General features: G+C 72.5%; 17 protein-coding genes and 1 pseudogene. 6 read left to right on the forward strand and 12 right to left on the reverse strand.

Annotated features, from left to right (window positions below; translation table 11 throughout):
- From ABFX54_RS46240 to ABFX54_RS46255, 4 genes and pseudogenes are all read right to left on the reverse strand, one after another.
- Positions 1-2,491 (reverse strand): annotated as a pseudogene (locus ABFX54_RS46240) (hypothetical protein); the annotation flags it as partial.
- A complete protein-coding gene (locus ABFX54_RS46245) occupies positions 2,488-3,300 on the reverse strand; it encodes a carbohydrate ABC transporter permease (RefSeq protein WP_346113414.1) in 813 nt (270 codons plus the stop codon). The gene ABFX54_RS46245 and the pseudogene ABFX54_RS46240, both read right to left, overlap by 4 nt.
- Positions 3,297-4,208 carry a carbohydrate ABC transporter permease gene (locus ABFX54_RS46250; RefSeq protein WP_346113415.1) on the reverse strand — a complete coding sequence of 304 codons (912 nt, stop codon included), beginning with the start codon at positions 4,206-4,208 and terminating at the stop codon, positions 3,297-3,299. Before ABFX54_RS46250 ends, ABFX54_RS46245 begins: the two co-directional genes overlap by 4 nt.
- Complete coding sequence (locus ABFX54_RS46255; protein WP_346113416.1) at positions 4,205-5,506, reverse strand: extracellular solute-binding protein; 1,302 nt, start codon at positions 5,504-5,506, stop codon at positions 4,205-4,207. The genes ABFX54_RS46250 and ABFX54_RS46255 overlap by 4 nt, the downstream gene beginning before the upstream one ends.
- A gap of 194 nt (positions 5,507-5,700) precedes the next feature.
- Here ABFX54_RS46255 and ABFX54_RS46260 point away from each other — a divergent pair, with 194 nt between their 5' ends.
- The 4 genes from ABFX54_RS46260 (at position 5,701) to ABFX54_RS46275 (ending at position 10,592) form a co-directional block, all read left to right on the forward strand.
- A complete protein-coding gene (locus tag ABFX54_RS46260) occupies positions 5,701-6,486 on the forward strand; it encodes a DeoR/GlpR family DNA-binding transcription regulator (RefSeq protein ID WP_346113418.1) in 786 nt (261 codons plus the stop codon).
- A 94-nt stretch (positions 6,487-6,580) separates the two neighbouring features.
- A complete protein-coding gene (locus tag ABFX54_RS46265) occupies positions 6,581-8,155 on the forward strand; it encodes an alkaline phosphatase D family protein (protein WP_346113419.1) in 1,575 nt (524 codons plus the stop codon).
- 13 nt (positions 8,156-8,168) lie between these two features.
- A complete protein-coding gene (locus ABFX54_RS46270; protein WP_346113420.1) occupies positions 8,169-9,065 on the forward strand; it encodes a discoidin domain-containing protein in 897 nt (298 codons plus the stop codon).
- A 45-nt stretch (positions 9,066-9,110) separates the two neighbouring features.
- Positions 9,111-10,592: an L-fucose/L-arabinose isomerase family protein gene (locus ABFX54_RS46275; RefSeq protein WP_346113422.1), complete on the forward strand. Its 1,482-nt coding sequence runs from the start codon at positions 9,111-9,113 to the stop codon at positions 10,590-10,592.
- Positions 10,593-10,611: 19 nt separating this feature from the next.
- Here the strand turns inward: ABFX54_RS46275 and ABFX54_RS46280 are convergent, their stop codons facing one another.
- The gene (locus ABFX54_RS46280) at positions 10,612-11,631 is read right to left on the reverse strand and encodes an NAD-dependent epimerase/dehydratase family protein (protein ID WP_346113423.1); all 1,020 of its coding nucleotides are present in this window, start codon (positions 11,629-11,631) and stop codon (positions 10,612-10,614) included.
- A gap of 226 nt (positions 11,632-11,857) precedes the next feature.
- Here ABFX54_RS46280 and ABFX54_RS46285 point away from each other — a divergent pair, with 226 nt between their 5' ends.
- Positions 11,858-13,213, forward strand: a complete 1,356-nt coding sequence (locus ABFX54_RS46285; RefSeq protein ID WP_346113424.1) for a cytochrome P450 — start codon at positions 11,858-11,860, stop codon at positions 13,211-13,213.
- An 80-nt stretch (positions 13,214-13,293) separates the two neighbouring features.
- Here ABFX54_RS46285 and ABFX54_RS46290 read toward each other — a convergent pair whose 3' ends face one another.
- The 6 genes from ABFX54_RS46290 to ABFX54_RS46315 form a co-directional block, all read right to left on the reverse strand.
- Positions 13,294-13,764 carry a hypothetical protein gene (locus tag ABFX54_RS46290; RefSeq protein ID WP_346113425.1) on the reverse strand — a complete coding sequence of 157 codons (471 nt, stop codon included), beginning with the start codon at positions 13,762-13,764 and terminating at the stop codon, positions 13,294-13,296.
- 38 nt (positions 13,765-13,802) lie between these two features.
- On the reverse strand, positions 13,803-14,504 hold the full coding sequence (locus ABFX54_RS46295) for a hypothetical protein (RefSeq protein ID WP_346113426.1): 702 nt from the start codon (positions 14,502-14,504) through the stop codon (positions 13,803-13,805).
- On the reverse strand, positions 14,504-15,400 hold the full coding sequence (locus ABFX54_RS46300) for a carbohydrate ABC transporter permease (protein ID WP_346113428.1): 897 nt from the start codon (positions 15,398-15,400) through the stop codon (positions 14,504-14,506). The genes ABFX54_RS46295 and ABFX54_RS46300 overlap by 1 nt, the downstream gene beginning before the upstream one ends.
- Positions 15,397-16,314, reverse strand: a complete 918-nt coding sequence (locus ABFX54_RS46305) for a carbohydrate ABC transporter permease (RefSeq protein WP_346113429.1) — start codon at positions 16,312-16,314, stop codon at positions 15,397-15,399. The genes ABFX54_RS46300 and ABFX54_RS46305 overlap by 4 nt, the downstream gene beginning before the upstream one ends.
- Before the next feature lie 63 nt (positions 16,315-16,377).
- Positions 16,378-17,673, reverse strand: coding sequence for an ABC transporter substrate-binding protein (locus ABFX54_RS46310; RefSeq protein ID WP_346113430.1), 1,296 nt, complete (start codon positions 17,671-17,673; stop codon positions 16,378-16,380).
- A 35-nt stretch (positions 17,674-17,708) separates the two neighbouring features.
- On the reverse strand, positions 17,709-18,719 hold the full coding sequence (locus ABFX54_RS46315; protein WP_346113431.1) for a hydroxyacid dehydrogenase: 1,011 nt from the start codon (positions 18,717-18,719) through the stop codon (positions 17,709-17,711).
- Between the two features lie 392 nt (positions 18,720-19,111).
- Here ABFX54_RS46315 and ABFX54_RS46320 point away from each other — a divergent pair, with 392 nt between their 5' ends.
- Positions 19,112-21,343 (forward strand): DUF2264 domain-containing protein, encoded by a 2,232-nt coding sequence (locus ABFX54_RS46320; RefSeq protein WP_346113432.1) that lies wholly within the window; start codon positions 19,112-19,114, stop codon positions 21,341-21,343.
- 115 nt (positions 21,344-21,458) lie between these two features.
- On the opposite strand, the gene ABFX54_RS46325 is transcribed toward ABFX54_RS46320, so the two are convergent.
- Positions 21,459-22,718 (reverse strand): substrate-binding domain-containing protein, encoded by a 1,260-nt coding sequence (locus tag ABFX54_RS46325; RefSeq protein ID WP_346113433.1) that lies wholly within the window; start codon positions 22,716-22,718, stop codon positions 21,459-21,461.
- Between the last annotated feature and the right edge of the window lie 49 nt (positions 22,719-22,767).

Below are 22,767 nucleotides of genomic sequence, written 5' to 3' on the forward strand. Positions count from 1 at the left end.
CGGGGACGGTGACGAGGGTGCGGAAGGCGGCTTCGGCGCCTGCGGTCGTGTGGCCGAACGTCAGGAACTCGACCGGCACCCGTCCCTTCGGTCCCAGCGTCTCCCGGTGCACAGGGTCCTTGTGCAGGCCGCGTGAGGACGACCAGATCGACGGTGTCCATGGCCCGCCGCCGACGCGCTGCTCCCCGCGCGGGCCGAAGGTGACGTCCACCGGCTCCCCGTCCGGGGTGCGGAGTGTCCAGGTCTCGACGCCCGCGCCACCGCCGAAGTCGGACCAGGTGTCGTCGAGCGTGGGCACCAGTTCGACGTCCCACTCGGCATCGCCGAGTTCCGTCACGACGGTGTACGCGGGTCGCGGCGCGGGCTCCGGCCTCGTCCCGTCGAACACCAGCAGCGCCGCGGGGCCGTCGTCGAACGGGACGGCCACCCGTACGGTGTCGCCGTCCCTCGTGTACGGCAGCGCCACCGGCTCGCCGCCGGCGAAGGGCCGCAGCAGCAGCGGGGCGCCCTGGACGCCGTGGACGGTGACCGGCATCTCGCGGGCGTACCGGGCGGGGTCGAAGTCGATGACGGCGTCCAGCCAGCCCAGGTCGACCCCGCGTTCCTCGGGGCGTCCCACGCCGATGCGGCTGGCCATGGGGAAGGCGGCGGGCAGGAAGACGAGGGTCGTCTCGCCGTCCTCGCGTACCAGCGCGGGCACGGGCGCCTCGACCCGCCGTTCCAGGTCCGTCAGCGCCTCCCCCAGCCGGTCGGCGGACCGCACGAAGCGGGCCCCGAGCTGGGCGGCGAGGCTGGAGGGATCAGTCCTCTCTGGGGGAAGGCGGGAGGCGGCCGTTCCCCCTGGGGAGAGGAGGGAGGTGCCCGTCCCCTCCGGAGACGCGTGGGAGGTGACCGTCCCCTCCGCGGAGAGGCGCGAGAAGGCCGTCCCCTCCGGGGAGTAGCCGGATGGCGCGGCGACCGCGACGAGGATGCCGCCGCCCGCGGCGAACTCCGCGAGCCGGGCGGCCAGGTCCTCGTCCAGCACCGTGACGGCGGGCAGGATGACGGCGCGGTACGCCTCCGTGGAGACGGTGAGCCGCCCGTCCTTGACGACCGCGCGCCGCACCGAGTCCTCGTCGATGACGTCGGCGTCGAGCCCGAGCCGGTCCAGCACGCCCGGCTTGGTGGCGAACCAGGCCATGTCGCCCACCAGCTCGCGATACACCTCCTGCGCCCTGGCCGCGTCGCCCGTGTGCGCTGCGTGGGCCGCCCTGGCCGCGTCGGCCGTCGCGCTCGCGGCCCGAGGCCCGCCCGGCTCGGGCCCGCCCGCCCCGGAACCGGCCGCCCCCGCGTCGGTGCCGGATTGGGCGGTGGCTGTGGGGAGCAGGACGGCGACGTCGCACGCGTGGCGCCCCAGCGACAGCGCCGCACACAGCCGGGTGACCGCCTCGGCGAAGACCCGGTGGTGGCGCCAGTACGGCTGCCGCCAGTCCGTGGCCGGTGGCGCCCACTCCCACCAGCCGCGCCGCGTCGTGTAGTAGACGGCGTGCGGGTTGTACAGCGTCGCCCCCGCCCGCAGCCACGGCAGCAGCCAGTCGAACGTCTCCTCCAGGGTCCCGCCCCACCCGCTGGAGTGGAACGCCTCGATCCAGGTGCGGGGCCTCCCGTACAGATGGGCCAGGGAGGAGTGCAGGCGGGCGTCGCCGTGGTGGTCGGAGCCGGGGGCGCCGAACCAGCGGTGGGTGCGCGCGTAGTCGGCGTACAGCCGCACCCCGTCGACCGGATGCCCCGCGCGGGCGGGGTCCTGCTGGTCGCAGCCGTGCACGAGCCCGTGACGCTCGTGCCACTCGGCCAGTGGCCGGAAGAACGCCTCCTCGGCCAGCTCGGCCCTGGTCGTCTGGTACGCCCGCCAGTCCGGCGAAGGCGCAAGAGCGTCGAACGGCCGCCCGCGCCGGGCGAGATGCTCGGCGGCGAAGCGGGCGGACCAGGTGGGCAGGGTCGGCAGTTCGTCCTGGAACGACCCGGCGATCACCCGGCCGAACCAGTGCCCGACGCGCCGTTCGAACTCGCCGTGCACCCGGTCCAGCAGCACCGCGCACGCCTCGCGCGACAGGTAGTCGAAGCCCCGCGTGGTGACCGTCCCGCCGGAGCCCAGCCACTGACCGGCGAAGTCGGGGCGTTCCTGGACCAGCCGGGCCTGGAGGTCGGCGCCGGAGAAGCCGAGCTGGTCGTAGAACCACAGGAAGGCGCCCAGGTCGTGGGCGTCCTGGCAGACCCCGTCCAGCAGCTCCCACCACTCCTCGGACAGGAACGGCGGGTCGTCGGCGCGCGAGCCGAACATCGGCCCCGAGGGGGCGAGATTGAGGATGACGAGGTTGTGCACGCCCCCGGCGACCAGGCGTTCCAGTTGCCAGCGCAGCCGGTCGCGGCGCAGCGGCTCGCCGCTCCACCACCAGATGGCCGCCGGTGAGAAGGCGCGGGGCGGCTCGCGGAAGGCGTCGAAGACGTTCATCCCTTGAGCCCGCTGGAGAAGCCCTTGATGACGTAGCGCTGCAGCGCCAGGAAGACGACGACGATGGGCAGCGCGCCGAGCACGAGCCCGGCGAAGACCAGGCCGTGCTGGGAGACGTACTGGCCGACGTAGGCGAAGACGCTGACCGGGACGGTCTCGAAGCCGGAGCCGCCGAGGTAGACCAGCGGGGTGAAGAAGTCGTTCCAGATGAAGACGGCGTTGAGGATGAGCACGGTGCCGGTGATCGGCCGCAGCAGCGGGAAGACCACGCGGGTGAAGGCCACCAGGTGCGAGGCCCCGTCGATCTGGGCGGCGCTGGCGTAGTCGCCGGGCAGCGCGCGGATGAAGCCGGTGTAGAGGAAGACGGTGAACGGGAGCTGGATGCCGGTGTAGAAGAGGATCATGCCGGCGTGCGTGCCGATCAGGCCGAGGTCGGTGACGAGCCGGTAGAGCGGGATCATGCCGAGCTGGAACGGCAGCACGATCCCGAGCAGGAAGAGGATGTAGAGGCCGTAGCCGAGCCGGCTCCGCACCCGGGCCAGGAAGTACGACGCGAACGAGCCGAGCGCGATGAGCGCCACCAGGCTGACCACGGTGATCACGGTGCTGTTGACCAGCGAGGGGCCGAGCGCGGCGGCCGTCCAGGCGGCGGTGAAGTTGTCCAGCGTGGGCGGGCTGGGCAGCGCCATCGGCGAGCTCGCGATCTGCCCGGGGTCCTTCAGCGCCAGCGAGACCAGCGTGTAGACGGGGAACAGGAACGCCACCGCCACGGCGATCATGACCAGCTCCAGCGGGAAGGTCCTTCTCACGCGGTCACCTCCCGGCGGCGGGTGTAGTAGATCTGCACGAGCGACACGGCGGCCACGAACAGCGCCAGGACGAGCGCGATGGCGGTGCTGTAGCCGTACTTGCCGAACACGAACGCCTGCTTGTACAGGACGGTCGAGAGGGTCTCGGTGGCGTAGCCGGGGCCGCCGTTGGTGGCGGCGAAGACCTGGTCGAAGAGCTTGAGCCCGCCGATCGTGGAGAGCATCAGGTTGATCGTGAGCGCGGGGGCGAGCAGCGGCCAGGTGACGTAGCGGAAGCGCTGCCAGGTGCCCGCCCCGTCGATCATGGCGGCCTCGTGCAGCTCGCGCGGCACGCCCTCCAGCCCGGCCAGAAAGATGACCATGGAGTAGCCGGCGTTCTGCCACACGACCATGCCGGCGATGGACCACAGGGCGACCGACGGGTCGCCGAGCCAGTCCACGTGCAGGCCGAGCAGGCCGTTCAGGCCGGCGGACGGGTCGGGGTTGTAGATGTACTTCCACAGGAAGGCCACCATGACGGGGCTGACCACGACGGGCGCGAAGAAGATCACGCGGAGCAGGGCGCGGCTTCTGAGCTTGACGTTGACGCCGAGCGCGAGCAGCAGGCCGATGCCGTTCTGCACGACCACGATGGCCAGGGTGAGCAGCAGCGTGTTGCCGATCGAGCCCATGGCCTGCTCGTCGCCGAACAGGGTGGCGAAGTTGGCCAGGCCGACGAACGAGCGGTCCTCGCCGATGCCGCTCCAGTCCGTGAACGCGTACACGACGCCGCTGACGGCCGGGTAGAGCACCACGATCGCGTACACGACGAGGGCGGGGGCGGCGAACAGCCAGGGCGGGGTGGCGGCGCCCCCGCCCCGCCGGGCGGCGCGGGCGGGCCTGCCGCGGAAGGCGGTCAGTGAGGTCACTTGCGGTAGGCCTCGTCCATCTTCTTCAGCGCCTCGTCGATCGTGCTGTCGCCGCCGAGCAGCTCCTGGACGACGGCGAAGTGCACGGGCTGGACCTCGGCGTTGGGCCAGCGCTGGTCCATGAACGGCACCGCGCGGTCCTTGGTGAACGGCAGGAACGACTGCACGGCGGGATCGATCACGGAGGAGGCGTCCTGGGTGAGCGGGATGGCGGCGATGGCCTTGGCCCAGGCGTTGATGTTCTCCTGCTTGCCGAGGAAGTCGATGAACGCCTTGGCCTCCTCGGCGTTCTTGCCCTTGGCGGCGGCGCCCACGCCGACGACGACGCCGGCGGGGATCCACACGGCGTTCGCGTCGTCGGCGCCGGGGACGGGGAACATCGACAGGTCGTCGGGCGAGGCGGCGGCCTTGCGGAAGTCGGGCATGACGGCCGAGACCTGCACGGCCATGCCCGCCTTGCCGGTGGCGACCATGGAGGTCTGCTGCTCGAACGTGGTGCCGTTCGGCTTGTCGTTGAAGTAGCCGCGTTTCTGCAGCTCCAGGTACATCTCCATGGCCTGGCGCCAGCCGGAGCCGGCGAAGGTGGCCTGGCCGGCGAGCTGTTTGTCGTCGAACGACGGGTCCTTGGCGTAGACGGTGGAGGGCACCAGCGCGTACGTGATGAGCTGGGTGACCCACGGCGTCTGCGCGCCGAGCGCGATCGGCACGACGCCGGCCTTCTTCAGCTTGTCGCAGACGGCCAGGAACTCGGTCCAGGTCGTGGGCGGCGCGTCGATGCCGGCCCGTTCGAAGACCTTCTTGTTGTAGACGGCGCCGATCACGGAGGAGCCGGCCGAGTACAGGTAGGTCTTGCCGTCGAGCTGGAAGGCGGGCTTGAACCCGGTGGGGATGGTCTGGGTCCAGGTCTGCGCGGACAGGTCGGCCAGCAGCCCCGCCTGGGCGATCTGGGTCATCGACATCGCGCTGCCGTTGCCGGGGTAGACCACGTGCAGGTCGGGGGCGTTGCCGGCGCCGAGCTGGGTGCGCAGCGAGGTCTGCACCTGGTCGGTGGGGGCGTAGGAGGGCGTGAGCCGGACGGCGGGCTTGGCCTTCTGATAAGCGGCGGCCAGCTCGTCCATGGGCGCCTTCTGGTCGGCGACGCCGATGAACTTGAGCTCGGTGGTCGCCGTCCCGCCCGTGGTGGCGGTGGTCTCGGGCCTGGTGGAGCAGGCCGTGGCCAGCGTGGCCGCGGCCAGACCGCCCATCACGCGCAGGAACTGTCCCCGGCTGAGCCGGGCCTGGTGCAGCAGGTCGGTCATGTCGCTGTCTCCTCGGTCGTACGACGTGCGGTGAATCCCCGAGAGTCGCTGGATGCGAACGTTTTAATCGTGTACCACCGTTGTTAACTTCACAAACAATCATGTTAAAAGCGGCGGTGGCTGGAGGGTACGAGTCGCCCGAGCGGGGTGTCAAGGGTAGGATTCGCTGCCGTCCGACACCGGAGAGGACCCAGGTGAACACGCGTCAGCACACCTCCAGCAGGTCGGTGCGATGGCAGGGCATGGCCGAGCACATCGTGCGCAGGGGCTCCGTCTCCGTCACCGAACTCGCGGAAAACTTCGGAGTCAGCCTGATGACCGTCCACCGCGACCTCGACGAGCTGGCCCGCCAGGGCATGGTGCGCAAGGTCAGGGGCGGGGCGACGGCCCAGGCCAGCAACGTGTGGGAGAGCAACATCGCCTACCGGCTCAAGGCGCACACGGCCGAGAAGGACGCCATCGCGCGGGTGGTGGCGGGGCTGATCGAGCCGGGCAGCTCCGTGATGCTCGACGACTCCACGACCGCGCTGGCCGTGGCCCGCCACCTGGACGAGCTGCTCCCGTTGACCGTGGTGACGAACTTCCTGGAGGCGATCAGGCTGCTGGCCGGCCGTCCCGACCTCCGGCTCATCGCGCTCGGCGGTGAATATCACGCCACTCATGATTCGTTTCTCGGCCTCGGCTGCGTGGACGCCGTCGAGGCGGTGAACACCGACCTGGCCGTGGTCTCCACCTCGGCGATCTCCGAGGAGTACGCCTACCATCAGGAGCAGGAGATCGTGCTGGTCAAGCGGGCCATGCTGCGCTCGGCGTCGCGGCGGGTGCTGGCCGTGGACGGCTCCAAGCTGGCCAGGGTGGCGCTGCACCGGGTGGCGCCGCTGGCGGACTTCGACGTGGTGGTGGTCGACGCGAACGCCCCGGCCGACCTGCTCCAGCGACTGCACGACCATCACGGGAACGTCCTCGTCGCGGAGATCTAACGGCCGAAGGCGTTATTTCTAACTCGCGTCTTGTTAACAACGGGTCTGCTTGCTAGAAAGTGAGGGCTTTCGTCCCCCCAGACTAGGAAGCAGCATGCCGCATCCCTCACGCCGGGGCTTTCTGGGCTTAGGCGGCGCCGCCTTCGCTCTCGCCTTCACCTCCGGGCTGGCCGATCCGTGGACCGCCGCCCGCGCCACGGTCAGGACCGCCGACTATCCCTTCCAGCTCGGCGTCGCCTCCGGTGACCCCCTGCCCGACCGGGTCGTGCTGTGGACCCGGCTGGCGCCCAGGCCGCTGGAGCCGCTGGGCGGGCTGCCGTACCACCGGATCAGGGTCGACTGGGAGATCGCCGAGGACGAGGCGTTCGCCCGCCGCGTCCGCCATGGCTCCGCCTGGGCCACCCCCGAGTACGGCCACTCCGTGCACGTGGACGCCAAGGGCCTGCGTCCCGGCCGTGACTACTTCTACCGCTTCCGCACCGGCTCCGAGCTCAGCCCCGTCGGCCGGACCAGGACCGCGCCCGCCCCGGACAGCAGCCCCGAGTCGCTGCGCCTGGCCTTCGCCTCCTGCGCGTCGTGGCAGGACGGTTACTACACCGCCTACCGTCACCTCGCCGATGAGAACCCCGACGTGGTGCTCCACTTGGGCGACTACATCTACGAGTTCGGCATCGTGCCGATGGGCGGCAACCGCAACACCCCGGTCCCCGAGCAGTTCCGGGTGCAGTGCGACACGCTCGACCGGTTCCGCGTCCAGTACGGCCTCTACAAGAGCGACCCCGACCTTCAGGCCGCCCACCACCGCGCGCCCTGGATCGTCACCTGGGACGACCACGAGGTGCTGGACAACTGGGCCGGCCGGTACGGCCCCGGCGGCGAGGTGAGCGAGCAGGACTACCTGGTGATCAGGGCCAACGCCTTCCGTGCCTTCTGGGAGAACATGCCGGTCCGGCTGCCCGCCGCCGAGGGCCCCGACGCGCGCATCTACCGCCGCTTCACCTTCGGCGACCTGGCCGAGTTCAACGTGCTCGACACCCGCCAGTACCGCGACGACCAGGTCTGCGGCGACGGCCAGCAGGTGGACTGCGCCGACCGGCTCGACCCGGCGCGGCAGATGATCGGCGCCGCGCAGGAGCGCTGGCTGCTCGACGGTCTCGGCGCCTCCCGCGCCAGGTGGAACGTGCTCGCCCAGCAGGTGGCCATGATGCGGCTCGACTTCGACCCGGGACCCGCGCAGCGGCTCAGCATGGACCTGTGGGACGGCTACCAGGCGGCCAAGGACCGCCTGCTCGACGGCATGATCGAGCGCGAGGTCGGCAACCCCGTGGTGCTGACCGGCGACATCCACTACAACCTGGCCGGCGACCTCAGGCGCGACTTCGGCGATCCCGCCTCCCCGGCGATCGGCGTGGAGTTCGTCTGCACCTCGGTCAGCAGCGGCGGCAACGGCAACCCCACGCAGGGGGTGCCGCCCGGCGGCACCGACCCGGCCAACCCGCACCTGCGCTTCTCCAGCTACCAGCGCGGCTACGTGTCCTGCGAGGTCACCCGCGGCCAGTGGCGCTCGGACTTCAAGGTCGTCCCGTACGTGGACCGCCCCGGCGCACCCGTCTCCACCCGCGCCAGCCTGGTCACCCTCGACGGCGCCCCCGGCCTGCACGTGCTCTAGGAAGGAACAGATCATGCGCATCCTCGCCGCCGGGGCCCTCGCCTTCGTCCCGGTGCTCGGTGCTCCACCGGCCACCCCCGAGCCGGAGACTCCCCCGCAGGCGGTCTCCGTCCAGGTCGAGCCGGGCGTCTCCAAGGGCACGGGCAAGCTCGTCCCGACCGCCGGGGCGGACAGGCTGGTCGCGCCGCTCGGCGTGGACCCGGCCTGCCCCGCCACGCTCAAGATCGGGATGCGGAGCGAGGCGAAGAAGGCCGCGTACGCGACCATGCGGGTCGAGGCCGACTCGCCGCTGACCGCCTCCCGCGCGATGCTGACCAGCTATCTCCCGCCCGGTTACGAGGTGCGCGCGAAGCTGCTGGTCGCCGTGCCGCCGGGCACCGCCGAGGGCACGTACGGGCTGCGCCTGCGCACGCCGTCGAGCACGCTGAAGGTCCCCGTCGAGGTGGTGCCGGTGGACGGGCTCGACAACGGCGGCAACCTGGCGCTGCGCCGGCCCGTCACCGCCTCCTCGCAGCACACCAACGCCAACTACCCGCCCTGCAGCGTGGCCGACGGCGACCGTTCGTCCAACGGCTGGGCCGGCGGCAACGGCTGGAACGACGCCACCGCCAGGTCCTGGCCGGACACCGTGGCCATCGCGCTGGGCGGCGCCCGCCAGGTGTCCAGGGTGGACCTCTACACGCTGGACACCGAGCGCTACCCGGCCTCCAGGTACGGGCTGCGCGACTGGGACGTCCAGGTGCGGGCCGGCGGCGGGCCGTGGCAGACGGTCGCGCAGGTGCGCGGCAACACCGCGGGGAGCGCCCGTTCGGACTTCGCGCCCGTCGCCGCCGAGGACGTCCGCGTCGTCGCCCTGGCGTCGAACGGCGCGAACGACTACACACGCATCATCGAGGTCGAAGCCCGCTGAGCACCACCGCGGCGGCGGGCCTGGCAAGCAGCAAGGGAGAGCACCGTGACGAGCAGCGGGACCACTAGCGGGATCGGCCAGGACATCAGCTCGGGGAGCGGCGGCGGCGCACTCTCCAGGATCACCCCGCGCCGCGTCAAGGTGGGATTGGTCGCGGGCGGCCTCGGGGCCTATTGGCCGCAGTTCCCCGACCTGCTCCCCCAGCTCCAGCGCTCGGCCGCGCGCGTCTCCGAGCGCATGGGGGAGTTCGACGCGGAGGTGGTGGACGTCGGCTTCATCTCCGACGCCGAGGAAGGTGCCGCGGCGGCGGAGAAGCTGCGGGCGGCCGGCTGCGACCTGATCGTCGGGTTCCTGACGACGTACATGACGGCCACCATGCTCGTGCCGATCGCGCAGCGCAGCGGCGCGCCCGTGCTGCTGATCAACCTGCAGCCGACGCAGTCGATGGAGCACGCCACCTTCGACACCGGCCAGTGGCTGGCCTACTGCGGCGCCTGCCCCCTGCCGGAGATGGCCAACGCCTTCACCCGCTGCGGCATCCCGTTCCGGTCGGTCTCCGGTTATCTGGAGGACGAGCGCGCGTGGCAGCGGATCGGGCGCTGGGTCAGGGCGGCGGGCGTACGGGCCGCGCTGCGTCACGGGCGGCACGGCCTCATGGGCCACCTGTACCCGGGCATGCTGGACGTGGCCACCGACCTGACGCTGGTCAGCGCGAACTTCGGCGGCCACGTGGAGGTGCTGGAGTTCGACGACCTGCGGGTGCGCGCGGAGAAGGTCACCGACGCCGAGACCGCCGACCGGGTGGGCCTGGCGCGCGAGGTGTTCGAGCTGGCCGACTCGGTGAACGAGGACGACCTGGCCTGGGCGGCCCGCGTGTCGGTCGGCCTGGACCGGCTGGTTGAGGACTTCGCCCTGGACAGCCTGGCCTACTACCACCGCGGCCTGGACGGCGAGATCCACGAGCGGCTCGGGGCGGGCATGATCCTCGGCGCCTCCCTGCTCACGGCGCGCGGGGTGCCGGCCGCCGGCGAGTACGAGCTGCGTACCTCGCTGGCCATGCTCGTCATGGACCGGCTGGGCGGCGGCGGCTCCTTCACCGAGCTGCAGGCGCTCGACTTCGCCCGCGGCCATGTGGAGATGGGCCACGACGGCCCCGCCCACCTGGCCATCAGCTCCCGCCGCCCGCTCCTGCGCGGGCTCGGCGTCTACCACGGCAAGCGCGGGTGGGGCGTGTCGGTCGAGTTCGACGTGACGCGGGGGCCGGTGACCGCGTTCGGGCTGCGGCAGGCCAGGGACGGGAGCTACGGCTTCGTCGTGTCCGAGGGCGAGGTCGTGGAGGGGCCGCTGCTGCGGATCGGCAACACGACGTCGCGAGTGGACTTCGGCTGTGACCCCGGCGAGTGGACGGACGTGTGGAGCGCCAGCGGCATCTCCCACCACTGGGCCCTGGGCACGGGGCACCGGCTCGCGGAGCTGCGGGCGGTGGCCGACCTGATCGGCGCGGAACTGACCCACGTCCAGCCCTGACACCACCTCGGCGTCCGGGTCACGGGGCCGTCGCCTGACCGGTCACGGCCCCGCTCCCGGCTTCACTCGGTGTGGGGCCGCGCAGGGCGGCTTCGAGGCCGTCCAGGAGGGAGGTGGTGGGGGTGAAGCCCAGGTCGTGCCGGGCGCCGGCCGGCGTGCAGGTCCAGTCGGCGTGGCGCAGCTCGCGTACCTTGTCCCGGTTCAGTGCGGGTACGTCGCCGCTCAGGCCGGGCAGCCGGCCGGCGAGGTGGGCCAGCGCGGCCACGGCGGCCAGCAGGGACACGGGCACGGGCAGCACGACAGGGGCGCGCAGCCCTGCCGCCTCGGCGACGGCGGCGCAGATGTCCTGCCACCGGTAGGCGACGCCGTCGCTCAGCGGGTGGACGCCCGCGTCAGGGTCGTCCGCCTGGACGGTCGTGCCGCGCTCGGCGGCGGCCAGCAGGGCCCCGCACAGGTCGTCCACGTGGATCATGCCGTAGCGGCGCGGCCCGAACCCGGGCTTGGGCACCAGCCCGAGGCGGATCATCTGCAGCAGCGGCGGCACCAGGGCGGGCTCGCCGGGGCCGTGCACGATGCCGGGGCGCAGGATGACGGCCGGCACGCGGTGCGCGTACGCGCGGACGACGTGTTCCGCCGCCAGTTTGCTGGCGCCGTAGACGGAGACGGGCCCGCTCCCCCGCGCGGGCCCGGCGGCGGCCAGCGAGGAGCACACCACCAGGCGTGGCGGCACGGGCATGGCGGCCAGGGCGCGGACGAGGCGGGCGGTGCCGTCGCGGTTGACCGCCCAGAACTCCGCGTCGGTGCGTGCCTTGACCACCGCCGCCAGGTGGATCACCCGATCGGCGCCCCGCGACGCCTCCCCGAGCCCCCGGCCCGTGGCCAGGTCTCCTTCGACCACGCGCACACCCTGGTCGCGCAGCGTCCCGGCGCGTCCAGGACGACGGACGAGCGCGGTCACCGTACCGCCGCGGGCCAGGATCTCCCGCGTCAGGTGCCCGCCCACGAACCCGGTGGCCCCGGTGACGAGATACCGCGTCACCACCGGCCCCCGGCGCCCGCCCGCCGTGGCCCCGGCCTGCGCGAACCCGCGTGACTCTGGCGGGCGAGGGTGTCGATCATCAACTGGCTCCTCAGGGGCTGCCGGGCGGGAGGGTCGCGCGGGCTGGGGCGCCACCCTGCGTCGTCACAGTAACATCACGGATGGTCACGCTTCGCTATGGTTGAGTGTCACGAGAACGAGTGACCCGAATCGGATTAGAGACTTCATGATCGACGCGCTCGGCGCACGCCCAGGTGTACCGCATCCCGGAGGCCGGCTCGCCGGTGCGCGTGGCCGCCGCCACCGCCTGGAGCCATGGCTGGGCAGCGCGGTGCTGCCGGCCGCCCTGATCGTGGGGGACGGCGTCGTCGATCGCATGTTCGGCCGTACGGACGGCATGTTCGGCCTGTGGTTCCCCGGCATCGGCAAGGCGGTGATGCTGGCCGACCCCGGCCTGGTCAGAGACGTCTTCCGCGCTCCCGGCGGCGTGATCGACTCCGCGGAGGCCAACCGCGTCCAGGAGCCGGTCATCGGCCCGCAGGGGCTGGGCAGGCTGGACGGCCAGGAGCACCGGCGGCTGCGCGAGATCATGGCCCCCGCCATCAGGAATCGTGTCTCCGCGCGCCTGCGCGCCGCGACGGAGAAGCTCGCCCAGCAGGTCGCCGACCGGTGCCCGGCCGGCACGCCGTTCGCGCTGCGGCCCCGGCTGCACGCGGCGCTCATGGACGCGATCCTCGACGTCACCCTCGGCGTCGATCCGGCCCGCCGGCACGCCTGGCGCGAGCCGCTGCGGGAGCTGTTCCGCCGGGCCGACTCCTACGAGATCACCGTACGGTACGCGCTGCGCCGCGCGGGCGGGATGGCCCTGTGGCCGTCGTACCACCGCGCGAAGGAGTCCTGCGACCGGCTCATCTACGACGAGATCAGCCGGCGGCGGCGCGAGGGCGAGGGCGACGACCTGCTCGGCGTCCTCATGCGCGCACGTGACGAACGCGGGGCGCGGCTGACCGATCAGGTGCTGCGCGACCAGGTGATGAGCATGATCGCCGGCGCCCGCACCACCACGGCGACCGGCCTGGCCTGGGCGTTCGAGCGGGTGGTACGCCATCCGGAGGCGCTGCGGCGCCTGTCGGCGGAGAGCGACGAGGGCACCTCCGACGTGTACGCGACGGCGGTGGCGTACGAGGCGCTGCGGGTGCGGCCTCCGGTCGCGTTCTTCGGGCGGGTGGTGCGGCTGCCGTTCGAGCTGGGCGGGCGGGTGCTGGCGCCGGGCACCACGATCATCGTCCATCTCCGGTCGCTGCACCACGACCCCGGCCTCTACCCCGACCCGGCCGCCTTCCGGCCGGAACGCTGGCTCGGCCGGCGGCCGGGCGGTTACGGCTGGATGCCGTTCGGGGGCGGCTCGCACACGTGCCTGGGGGATCGGCTGGCGGTCATGCAGATGAAGGCGTTCCTCCGGGTGTTCACCCGGTCGCTGGAGCTGTCCCCCGCTGAACCGGCGGACGAGCAGATCAGGTGGAAGGCCGTCTCCAACTCCCCCGGCTCCGACTGCCGCCTCATCGCCCAGCCCCGCCGCTGACCCCCGCCCCCACCCGGCCGGGCGGCGGCCGGGGGGCGGGCTCACGTGACGGGCTCACGTGACGGGCTCACGTGACGGGCTCACGTGACGGGGAGTGCGGTGGCCAGGAGGACGACGCCGAGGGAGCCGGCGAGTGAGGCCATCGCCAGGGTGCGGGCCAGCACCGGGCGGCCCGCGCCCGAGGCCCAGCCGTGTGCCGCCGCCGCGACCATGACGGCGCAGAACAGCGCCAGTTTCGCCGCCAGGATCCGGCCGTAGCCGGGCTCGGCCAGGGTGGCCCAGGTGAGGCCCTTGTGCCAGGCGATGGCCACCCCCGTGGCGAGCTGCACAGGCAGGAAGACCGCGACGGTCAGCAGCCCGAAGCGGCGGCCGACGGCGGTCAGCACCTGGCCGCGCCGCTCCTCGTCCAGCAGGCGCCTGGCCAGGGGCAGCACGACCAGCGACACCGTGAGCTGCCCGCCCACCCACACCGCGGCCCCGAGCACGTGCAGGAACCGCGCCACCGTCCACCAGGTCATCGCGCTCACCTCCAGCGCACCGTACCGGTCCACCGGGGCGGGTCCTGAGACGGGTCCCGGGAAGCCACCCGCTAGCGATGGTCGTGGGCCGGCGGCTCCAGGATGGGGGCGAGGACGTACCTGGTGGTGGCCCAGGCGGCGTACAACAAGGGTGAGGCCACGAGCAGTACGCCGAGCACCGGCTTGGCGAGGACGACGAGAAGAGCCAGGGCGAGGACGACGAGGGTGGCCGCGGACAGGTACCAGCGGCGGGCCACCAGGAACAGGCACGGCCGCAGCGACGAGCGCAGCCGCGCGCCGGGCACGGCTGCCAGCGTGAGCAGGGCGAACGTCAGGGACATGACCAGCGCGGCGGCGGTGCAGAAGAAGGGCACGAGCGCCGGCCCCCACGCGGTGCCCGCGACGGCCACGGCGGCCACGGCGAGCACGCCGACGGCCGCCGCGCCCGCGGCCGAGACGGCCAGGGCGCGGGGGGCGGCCCGGCGGTAGGAGCTCCAGAACGCACGCGCCATGGCCGTGGACCCGCGGCCCAGGGCGTCGAAGCAGCCGAACGCCCCGGCCAGCGCCGGCCCGCAGGGCAGGGAGAGCAGCGCGAAGAACGGCCACGACGCGAGCGGGTCACCGACGACGGCCAGCGCCGCCGGCAGAGGCAGGCAGGCGGCGGCGAGCAGGACGTTCGTCATGAGTCCCGCGTAGACGGTGTCGAAGATCCGCTCGTAGGTGCTCTGGCGGGCGGGGCGCAGCAGCCGCCGGGCGGTTCCGTACGCGCTCATCACTTCAGCCCGCTGGTGGCGATGCCGCGGATGAAGTACCGCTGCCCGAACAGGAAGACGACCATGATCGGTAGCACCGACAGCACCGCGCCCGTCATGATCATCGCGTATTCCGCCTCGTACTGGCCGACGAACGAGCGCAGCCCGAGCTGGATGGTCCACAGCTCGTTGCTGGTCAGGTAGATGAAGGGCCCCATGTAGTCGTTCCACGTGTTGACGAAGGTGAGCAGCGCCAGGCTGGCCAGTGCCGGTTTGGACAGCGGCAGCATGACGCGCCGGTAGATGCCGTACTCGCTGAGCCCGTCGATGCGCGCGGCCTCGCACAGGTCGTCGGGGATCGACATGTAGTACTGCCGCATGAGGAAGACGCCGAACGCGCCGAACGCCTGCAGCAGGATGATCGACAAGTGCGTGTCCGTCAGCTCGGCCCGCTGCATCATGATGTACTGCGGCACCATGTACGCCTGCCACGGCACGGCGATGGTGGCGATGTAGGCCAGGAAGAGCGCGTCGCGGCCGGGGAAGCGCACCTTGGAGAAGCCGTACGCGGCGAAGCTGCCGGTCAGCACCTGCAGCAGCGTGATCACGACGGACAGGAACGCGGAGTTGCCCAGGTAGGTCAGCAGCGGGATGCGTTCCCAGATCTCGATGAAGTTCGACCAGCGCAGCTCCGGCGGGATCCACTCGATCGGCACGGTGAAGACCTGGTTGTTCCGCTTCAGCGACGAGGACAACATCCACGCGAACGGCACCAGCACCAGCACCGTCACCACGGTCAGCCCCGCGTAGGCGAGCGCCCCGCGCAGCGTGGAGCGGGCGCCGCGCGGCGTCGCGCCGCCGGCGCGGGGGGCGGGAGCCGTTCCGGGAGGGGCGGCGGTGTCGGGCAGCGCGGTCATGTGGCGCTCCTGCGCTCGTTGATGCGGAACTGGACGACGGTGACGGTCAGCACGATGACGAACAGCACCAGCGCGACGGCCGAGGAGTAGCCGAACCGCCCCTCCCTGATGCCCTCACGGTAGACGAGCTGGGCCAGCACCAGCGTGCTGCGGCCCGGCCCGCCGTCGGTCATGACGACGATCAGGTCCAGCACCTTGAAGCTCTGGATCGTCAGCATGACCAGGACGAAGAACGTCGTGGGCCGCAGGCACGGCAGCGTGACGCTCCAGAACCGCTGCCACGGCCCGGCCCCGTCGACGGTGGCGGCCTCGTAGTACTCGCGCGGGATCGTCTGCAGGCCGGCCAGGTACAGCACCATGTAGTAGCCCATGTCCCGCCACACGCTGGTGATGATCACGGCGGGCATCGCCCAGTCGGTGCTGGCCACCCAGCGCGGCGGCTCGGTGACGCCGATCGCCTCCAGGAGCTGGTTGACGGGGCCGGCGGTGGGGTTGAACAGCATGTTCCAGACGACCGCGACGGCGACGAGCGAGGTGACGTACGGGAAGAAGGCGGCGGTGCGGAAGAACTGCACGCCCCGGATCCTGCGGTTGAGCGCCATGGCCAGCCCGAGCGCCGCCACCAGCGTCAGCGGGATGTGCCCGGCGGCGTAGAAGAGGGTGTTCCTGAGCGCGACGTGGAAGTTCTCGTCGCCGAACATCCGCCGGAAGTTGTCCAGGCCGACCCATTCAGGCGTGCTGTAGGAGTCCCACTCCAGGAACGCCAGCGCGAACGCGGCCAGCATCGGCACGAGCGTGAACAGGGCGAAGCCGACGAAGTTCGGGAGGATGAAGCTCCACCCGACGAGGATGCCGCGCCAGGCGCGTGCCCGGCGGGGCGGGGCCGGCGTCGGTTGCGTCAATGCCTGAGTCATGGTTTCCTTCGCGACGCTCCGTCGAGCGCGGGACCCGGGATCGCTCCCGGGTCCGCTGCCTGGCTAGTTGAGTACCTCGTTCTTCACCCGCTCGTTCATCGAGCGGATGCCGTCGGCTACGGACTTGTCGCCCACCATGATCAGTTCATGCTCCTCGTTGAGTATGGTGTCGATGTCGGAGGTGTTCTCGCTGACCGGCATCTCCAGCGCCACCTTGTCGGGCTCGAACGCCTTCTTGGAGCGCTCGTCCGACGGCATGCCCTTGAGCCCGAAGTACGCCTTGGTGATCTCGGGGCTCTGCAGCGCCGGCACCACGCCGGCCTTGGTGATCGCCTCCGCGCCCGCCTGGCTCGCGGCGAACTGGACGAACTTCTTCGCCGCGTCGGCGTGCTCGGCGCGCTTGTTGACGGCGAACGCGGTCGGCGAGCCGAACGTCGTCGTGCCGGTCGCGCCGGTGCGCTGCGGCATGGGGGCGAGCCCCCATGCGATGTCGCTGGCGCCCTTGGCCTTTGCCTCCAGGATGCCGGAGATGTACCAGGTGCCCATCGGCATCAGCGCGGTCTTGCCGCTTTCGAACTGGGTGCGGTAGTCGGCCTGCTGGGACTTGGCGGTGCCGAAGTCGAGCACGGCGCCGGCGTCCTGGAGGCCCTTGGCGAGGTTGTACTGCTCGGTGAAGAAGGTGTAGTCGCCGCCGAGCTGGTCGCCGCCGGTCTGCGCGGCGGAGACGGCCTGCACGACCGAGCGCCAGGTGTGGTGGTAGGCGCCGTACACCTTCTCACCGCCCTCGCCCTGGGTGAGCCGCTTGGCCAGCTTGGCGTACTCGTCCCAGGTCAGCGGGTCGGGCAGCTCGACGCCGGCCTTGTCGAGCAGGGTCTTGTTGTAGTAGAGCAGCCAGAAGTCCTGCCGGTACGGCAGGGCGTAGTAGGCGTTGCCGACGTTGAACGCGTCGAGCCCGGCGAGCTTGGCGTTTTCGGGCGACTTGGCCAGGTCGGTGAGGTCGGCGAGCTGGCCCCGGCTGGAGTAGCGGGAGTAGTCGGTGACGTTCTTCATCGTGATCACGTCGGTCTTGTCACCGCCCGCCAGCATCGTGGTGACCTTCTCGGGGTAGTCGTCGGCGAGGATGTCGACCGGCTTGACGGTGATGTTGGGGTTGGCCTGCTGGAAGGCGTCGAAGAGGGCCTTGAACTCGGGTGTCTTGGCCAGGTTCCAGACCGTGACGCTGAGGGTGATCTTGCCGTTGGGGTCGGCGGGCTCGGGGTCGCCGGAGCCGCACGCGGCCAGGGTGAGGGAGAGCGCGGCCACGATGCTCAGGCCCTTCACCACCTGCCGCCGTGTCCGGGGCTTCGCTGACGTGATCATGGGATCCGGTCTCCTTCTCCGTCACAGGGGGTTGGTCAGGCGCTGACGGTGAACTCGTCCGGGGTGACGGCCGTGAGGAGGGGCCGGCCGGACAGGTGGCGTTCCAGTTCGTCGAGGGCGCTGTCGCTCATCCGCCAGGTCTCGCTGCCCAGCGAGCCGGCGATGTGAGGGGTGATCATGACGTTGGGCAGCTCGTACAGCACCGAGCCGGCCGGGAGGGGCTCGGGGTCGGTGACGTCGAGGATGGCGTCGAGGCGGCCGGCGGCGCACTCGCGCTCGATGGCGGCGGTGTCCAGGACGGCGCCGCGGGCGGTGTTGATGACGGTGGTGCCGTCACGCAGCAGGGCCAGCTCGGCCGCGCCGATGAGGTGGCGGGTCTCGGGCAGCGAGGGGACGTGCAGCGTGAGCACGTCGCAGCCGCGCAGCAGCTCCGCCAGCGGGACCAGGCGGCCGCCCGCCGCGCTCACCTCCGCCGCGGCGGCGTACGGGTCGGAGACCAGGACGTCCACCTCCAGGTCGCGCAGCCGCTCCACGACCCGGCGGCCGACCCGGGAGAAGCCGACGACGCCGATCGTGCGGCCCCGGTTGGACAGCTCGCCGCGGCGGGTCGCGTAGGACCAGTCGTCGCGGTGGGTGCGGGCGTCCTGGGCCAGGAAGGGCGCCTTCTTGCCGGCGAAGATGATCGCGGCGAGGGTGAACTCGGCGACCGGGATCGCGTTGGCGTCGGCGGCGCTGGTCACGACGATGCCCCTGCGCCAGACCTCGTCGGTGACGAACGGGCGCACGGTGCCGGCGCAGTGGAAGACGGCGCGCAGCCGGGGCGCGTCGGCCAGCCGTTCTGCGGTCAGGGGCGGGCAGCCCCACGACGTCACCAGCACCTCGCTCTCGCGCAGCCGCCGACGCGCGGAGGGGGTGTCCAGCTCGGGGGTCCAGATCGGGTCGGCGAGTTCGGTGAGGGCGCGCAGCCGGCGCAGCTGCCGCTGCCCGAACTGCACGTCCAGCGTGGCCCGGTCCATGACCAGCAGGGCCCGGGGAGCCTCGCTCACCGGAGCGGTCCCGGGCGGCTCGCGACTCGTGATCTGGCGTTCAAGCTGGGTCTCCTCGGGGTGCGGGGGCTCGGGGCGGGGGTTTTCCGATCGGCCGCCCGGAGCGGGACTCCGGCCGGCCGATCGGCCGGCGTTGCGGACGACATTTCGGGCGGCGCACGATCGATTTCGCTCATCTGTGATCGGACGGCATTGCACCGGAGTTAAGCGTGGCCGCTCGTCCTCCGTCAAGGGGCAATCGGATCGTTTCGATCAGCATTGCTCGCCTTAGATCACAACTGGTCAACGAAAGACGCCGCCGGTCCGGTGACCGCTTGACGTGCTCCCGTGGCGCTGTAACCATCCCGTGAATCCGTGGTTACGTAAACATGCAAGGCTGAAGGGATCTGTGCATGCCGCGCATACCCGACGATCCGGCGCTGTCGCCGTACACCGGGTGGACCCGGGCACATTGGGCGGCGCTGGCCGAGCGGCTGCTGCTGTCGGCCCGTCCCTTCGCGTCGCCGGGCCACGCGCGGATCTCCTTCCCCGGCCGGGCCGGCGGCTACGGCGCCGACGTGGACGGGCTGGAGGGCTTCGCCAGGACGTTCCTCGCGGCCGGGTTCCGGGTGGCGGGCGAGGGCGGCGGCGACCCGCTCGGCCTCATGGAGTGGTACGCGCGCGGGCTGGCGACGGGCACGGACCCCGCCTCGCCCGAGCGCTGGGTCCGGCTGGACGAGCACGGCCAGGCCAAGGTGGAAGCCGCCTCGATCGCCCTGGTGCTGCACCTGACCAGGCCGTGGCTGTGGGACCGGCTCGACGACGGCGTCAGGGAACGTGTCATCGCCTATCTGGCGCCGGCGGTGGGCGGTGAGTATCCGCCGATCAACTGGGTCTGGTTCCAGATCGTCGTGGAGCAGTTCCTGGCCTCGGCCGGGGGGCCGTACGAGCCGGGGGACATCGAGGCCGGGCTGGCGCTGACGGACGGTTTCGCTCGCGAGAACGGCTGGTACGCCGACGGGGCCGAGCGTTCCTACGACCACTACGTCGGATGGGCGCTGCAGTTCTACCCGCTGCTCTGGACCGAGATGGCCGCCGGCTCGCCCGCCTGTTCGCCCACTGGCTCGTCCGCCTTCTCGGCCGCCGCGGAGGAGCGGCGGCCGGTCTACCTGCGGCGGCTGGAGCGCTACCTGCACGACGCGGTCCGCCTCGTGGGGGCCGACGGCTCGCCGCTGGTGCAGGGCCGCAGCCTGACCTACCGGTTCGCCGCCGCCGTCCCGTTCTGGCTCGGGGCGCGTTACGGCCTGGACACGCCGTCACCGGGGCTGCTGCGGCGCGCCGCCTCCGGCATCGCCCGGCACTTCGCCGACCGCGGCGCCCCCGACGCCAAGGGGCTGCTGTCCTTGGGCTGGCACGGGCCGTGGCGGCCGATCGCGCAGTCCTACTCCGGGCCCGGCTCGCCGTACTGGGCCGCCAAGGGGCTCTTCGGGCTGACCCTGCCGGCCGGTCATCCGGTGTGGACGGCCGTCGAGGAGCCGCTGCCGGTGGAGCGGGACGACTACCAGCTCGTCGTGCCGTCGCCCGGGTGGCTGGTCAGCGGCACGCGCGCGGACGGGGTGGTGCGCGTGGTCAACCACGGCACCGACCACTCCCACCCGGGGTCCGAGCTGGCGGACTCGCCGCTGTACGCGCGGTTCGCGTACTCCACCGCCACCTCCCCCGTGCTCGCGGGCCCGCACGCCGGGCGCCCGCTCGACCAGTCGGTGGCGCTGCTCGACGCGTCCGGCGAGCCCAGCCACAGAACCGGCTTCGACACCCTGCTCACGGAACGCCTTCCGACGGGGACGGCGGCGGGGGCGTCACGCTGGCGAGCGCACTGGGTTGAGCCCGACCCCAGCGGCCCCGACCACGGCTCCGGCCGCCCGGGCCGGGTCCGGCTCGGCCCGTGGCTCCACGTGCTCTCCCTGGTCCGCGGACCGTGGGAGATCCGCCTGGTGCGGGTCGGGGCACCGGACGATCATGCGGGGAAGCCGGAAGGCCGCCTACGCATCGGCGGCTGGCCCCTCCCATCCGACAACCCGCGCCCTGCCACGGCTGCCGGTGCGGGCACCGCCGCTGGTGCGGGCCTGAGCGCGGGGGCGGACACCGGCACGGGTGCCAGCGTGGGGGCGGGTGCCGGCGCGGCGACCGACACGCGCCCAGGTGCGGCTGCCGTGGTGGCGAACGACCGGATGTGCTCGTGCGTGTTCGGCGGCGCGTCCCTGGACACCGGCGGGGTGACGTCGGCCGACGACGCCTCTCCCCTGGCGCCGTGGACGGTGGTGCCGTGGTGCGCGACCAGCGGCCCCGCGCCTACGGAGGTCTTGCACGAGGCGGTGCTCTACCTCGGCGCCGGGGAGCCGGTCGAGCGACCCGTCGTCACGTGGCCCGGCCCTGCGGCCGACCCCGGGTACGGCCCGGCTTCCGGCAGCGCGTCCAGCCCCGGGGCCGGCTCCGCGTCCGGCTCCGGGGCCGGCCCGGCTTCTGGCCCCGGGACCGGCTCGGCCTCCGGTCCGGCCCCTGGTCCGCAGGTCCCGTCGGATGTCCGGATCGTCTGGCCCGACGGGACCGTCGACGGCTTCGACGTCTCCCGTCTGCTCGGCTGAACGCCCCGGCACCGGCAGGTTGCCGCCGAAGGCCCGCCGCCGGTCATGACCGGCGCAGGCGCACCCCCCGCCCCAGGGGCAGGGGGGCCCGGTGAGGCGGCCCGGTGCGGGGTGGTCAGGTGGAGGAGTTGCGGACGATCAGTTGGGGGCCTACCACCACGCGGTGTGCCGGACGCCGTGGGTCGCGCAGGCGTTCCAGAAGCAGGGTGAACGCGGCGCGGCCGATGGCGGCCTTGGGTGGGCGGATCGCGGTCAGTGGCGGGTCGCACAGCTCGGCCACCTCGTCGTCGTAGGTGACCACGGCCAGGTCGGCGGGCACCCGGATGCCGCGATCCTGGCAGCGTTCGACCAGCGAGATCGCCTCCGGGTCCGAGTGCACGAGCAGGGCGCGCGTGCCCGTGGCCACGCAGGCGTCGAGGAGCTCGTCCAGCGCCCGCCTCCAGCCGGGGTCGCGCCGCTCGACCGTGTGGGTGTCGGGGGTCGCCTCGGTCTCCAGCCCCAGCTCCTCGCAGGCCGTCCGCCAGCCGGCCCGCACGTGCGGCGAAGTCGGGCTGGTGATCGTGGTCATGATGCCGACCCGCCGGTGCCCCAGGACCGCCAGGTGCCGTACGGCCATCGCCGCCCCCAGGGCGTGATCGCTGACGACGGACTCCATGGCCTCCCGGTAGGGCCCCACGGTCGCGGCCCGTTCGATCAGCACGACCGGCACGCCGGCCGCCTGCAGCCAGCGGACCAGTTCCTCGCCCTCGTCGCTCTCCGTCGTGGGCGCGACCAGCAGCCCGTCCACCCCGACGGACTCCACCAGCGAGGTCAGCTGCCGCCGTTCGTCGGCCACCTGGTACGTCGCCCCGCGCAGCACGACCCGGACCCCGGCCGCCGCGGCCGCCTCGCGCACGCCGCGGATGACGTCGGGATAGTAGTAGTCGAGCGAGGGCACGACCATGCCCACGGTCAGCTCCGGCGCGTCCCCCGTCTCGGCGGCGATGGCGCGGGCGGACCCGCCGGCCCTCGCCCCGCCCGCTCCCCCGAACCCGCCGGCCGGTCCGCTCACGTCCGGGCCGCCGCCGAATCCGCCGGTTCCCGTGAACGTGCCCGCCCCGCCGAGGCCGCCCGCTCCGGCGAACGCGCCCGTCCCGCCGTAACCGCCGGCCGACGCCGGGTCCTGGGGCCGTTCGGCGGGGGCGGCGCCGCCGCGGACGCGGCGTACGGCGCCCTCCCCGGCCAGCAGCGTGATGTCGCGCCGGATGGTGATCGCGGAGACCGCCAGCTCGGAGGCCAGGTCGTGCACACGCATGAGCCCGCGCCGCCGCAGCAGCTCCACCAGCCGCGTGCGCCGCTCATCGGGCAACTGCCCCTGTGTCTCCGGGCCGGCCATGGGCACGCCTCCGCCTTGATCGTCTCGAACGGGCCCAGTGCTGTCTCCG

This window comes from Nonomuraea maheshkhaliensis (genome assembly GCF_039529435.1).
GTDB lineage: Bacteria > Actinomycetota > Actinomycetes > Streptosporangiales > Streptosporangiaceae > Nonomuraea > Nonomuraea maheshkhaliensis.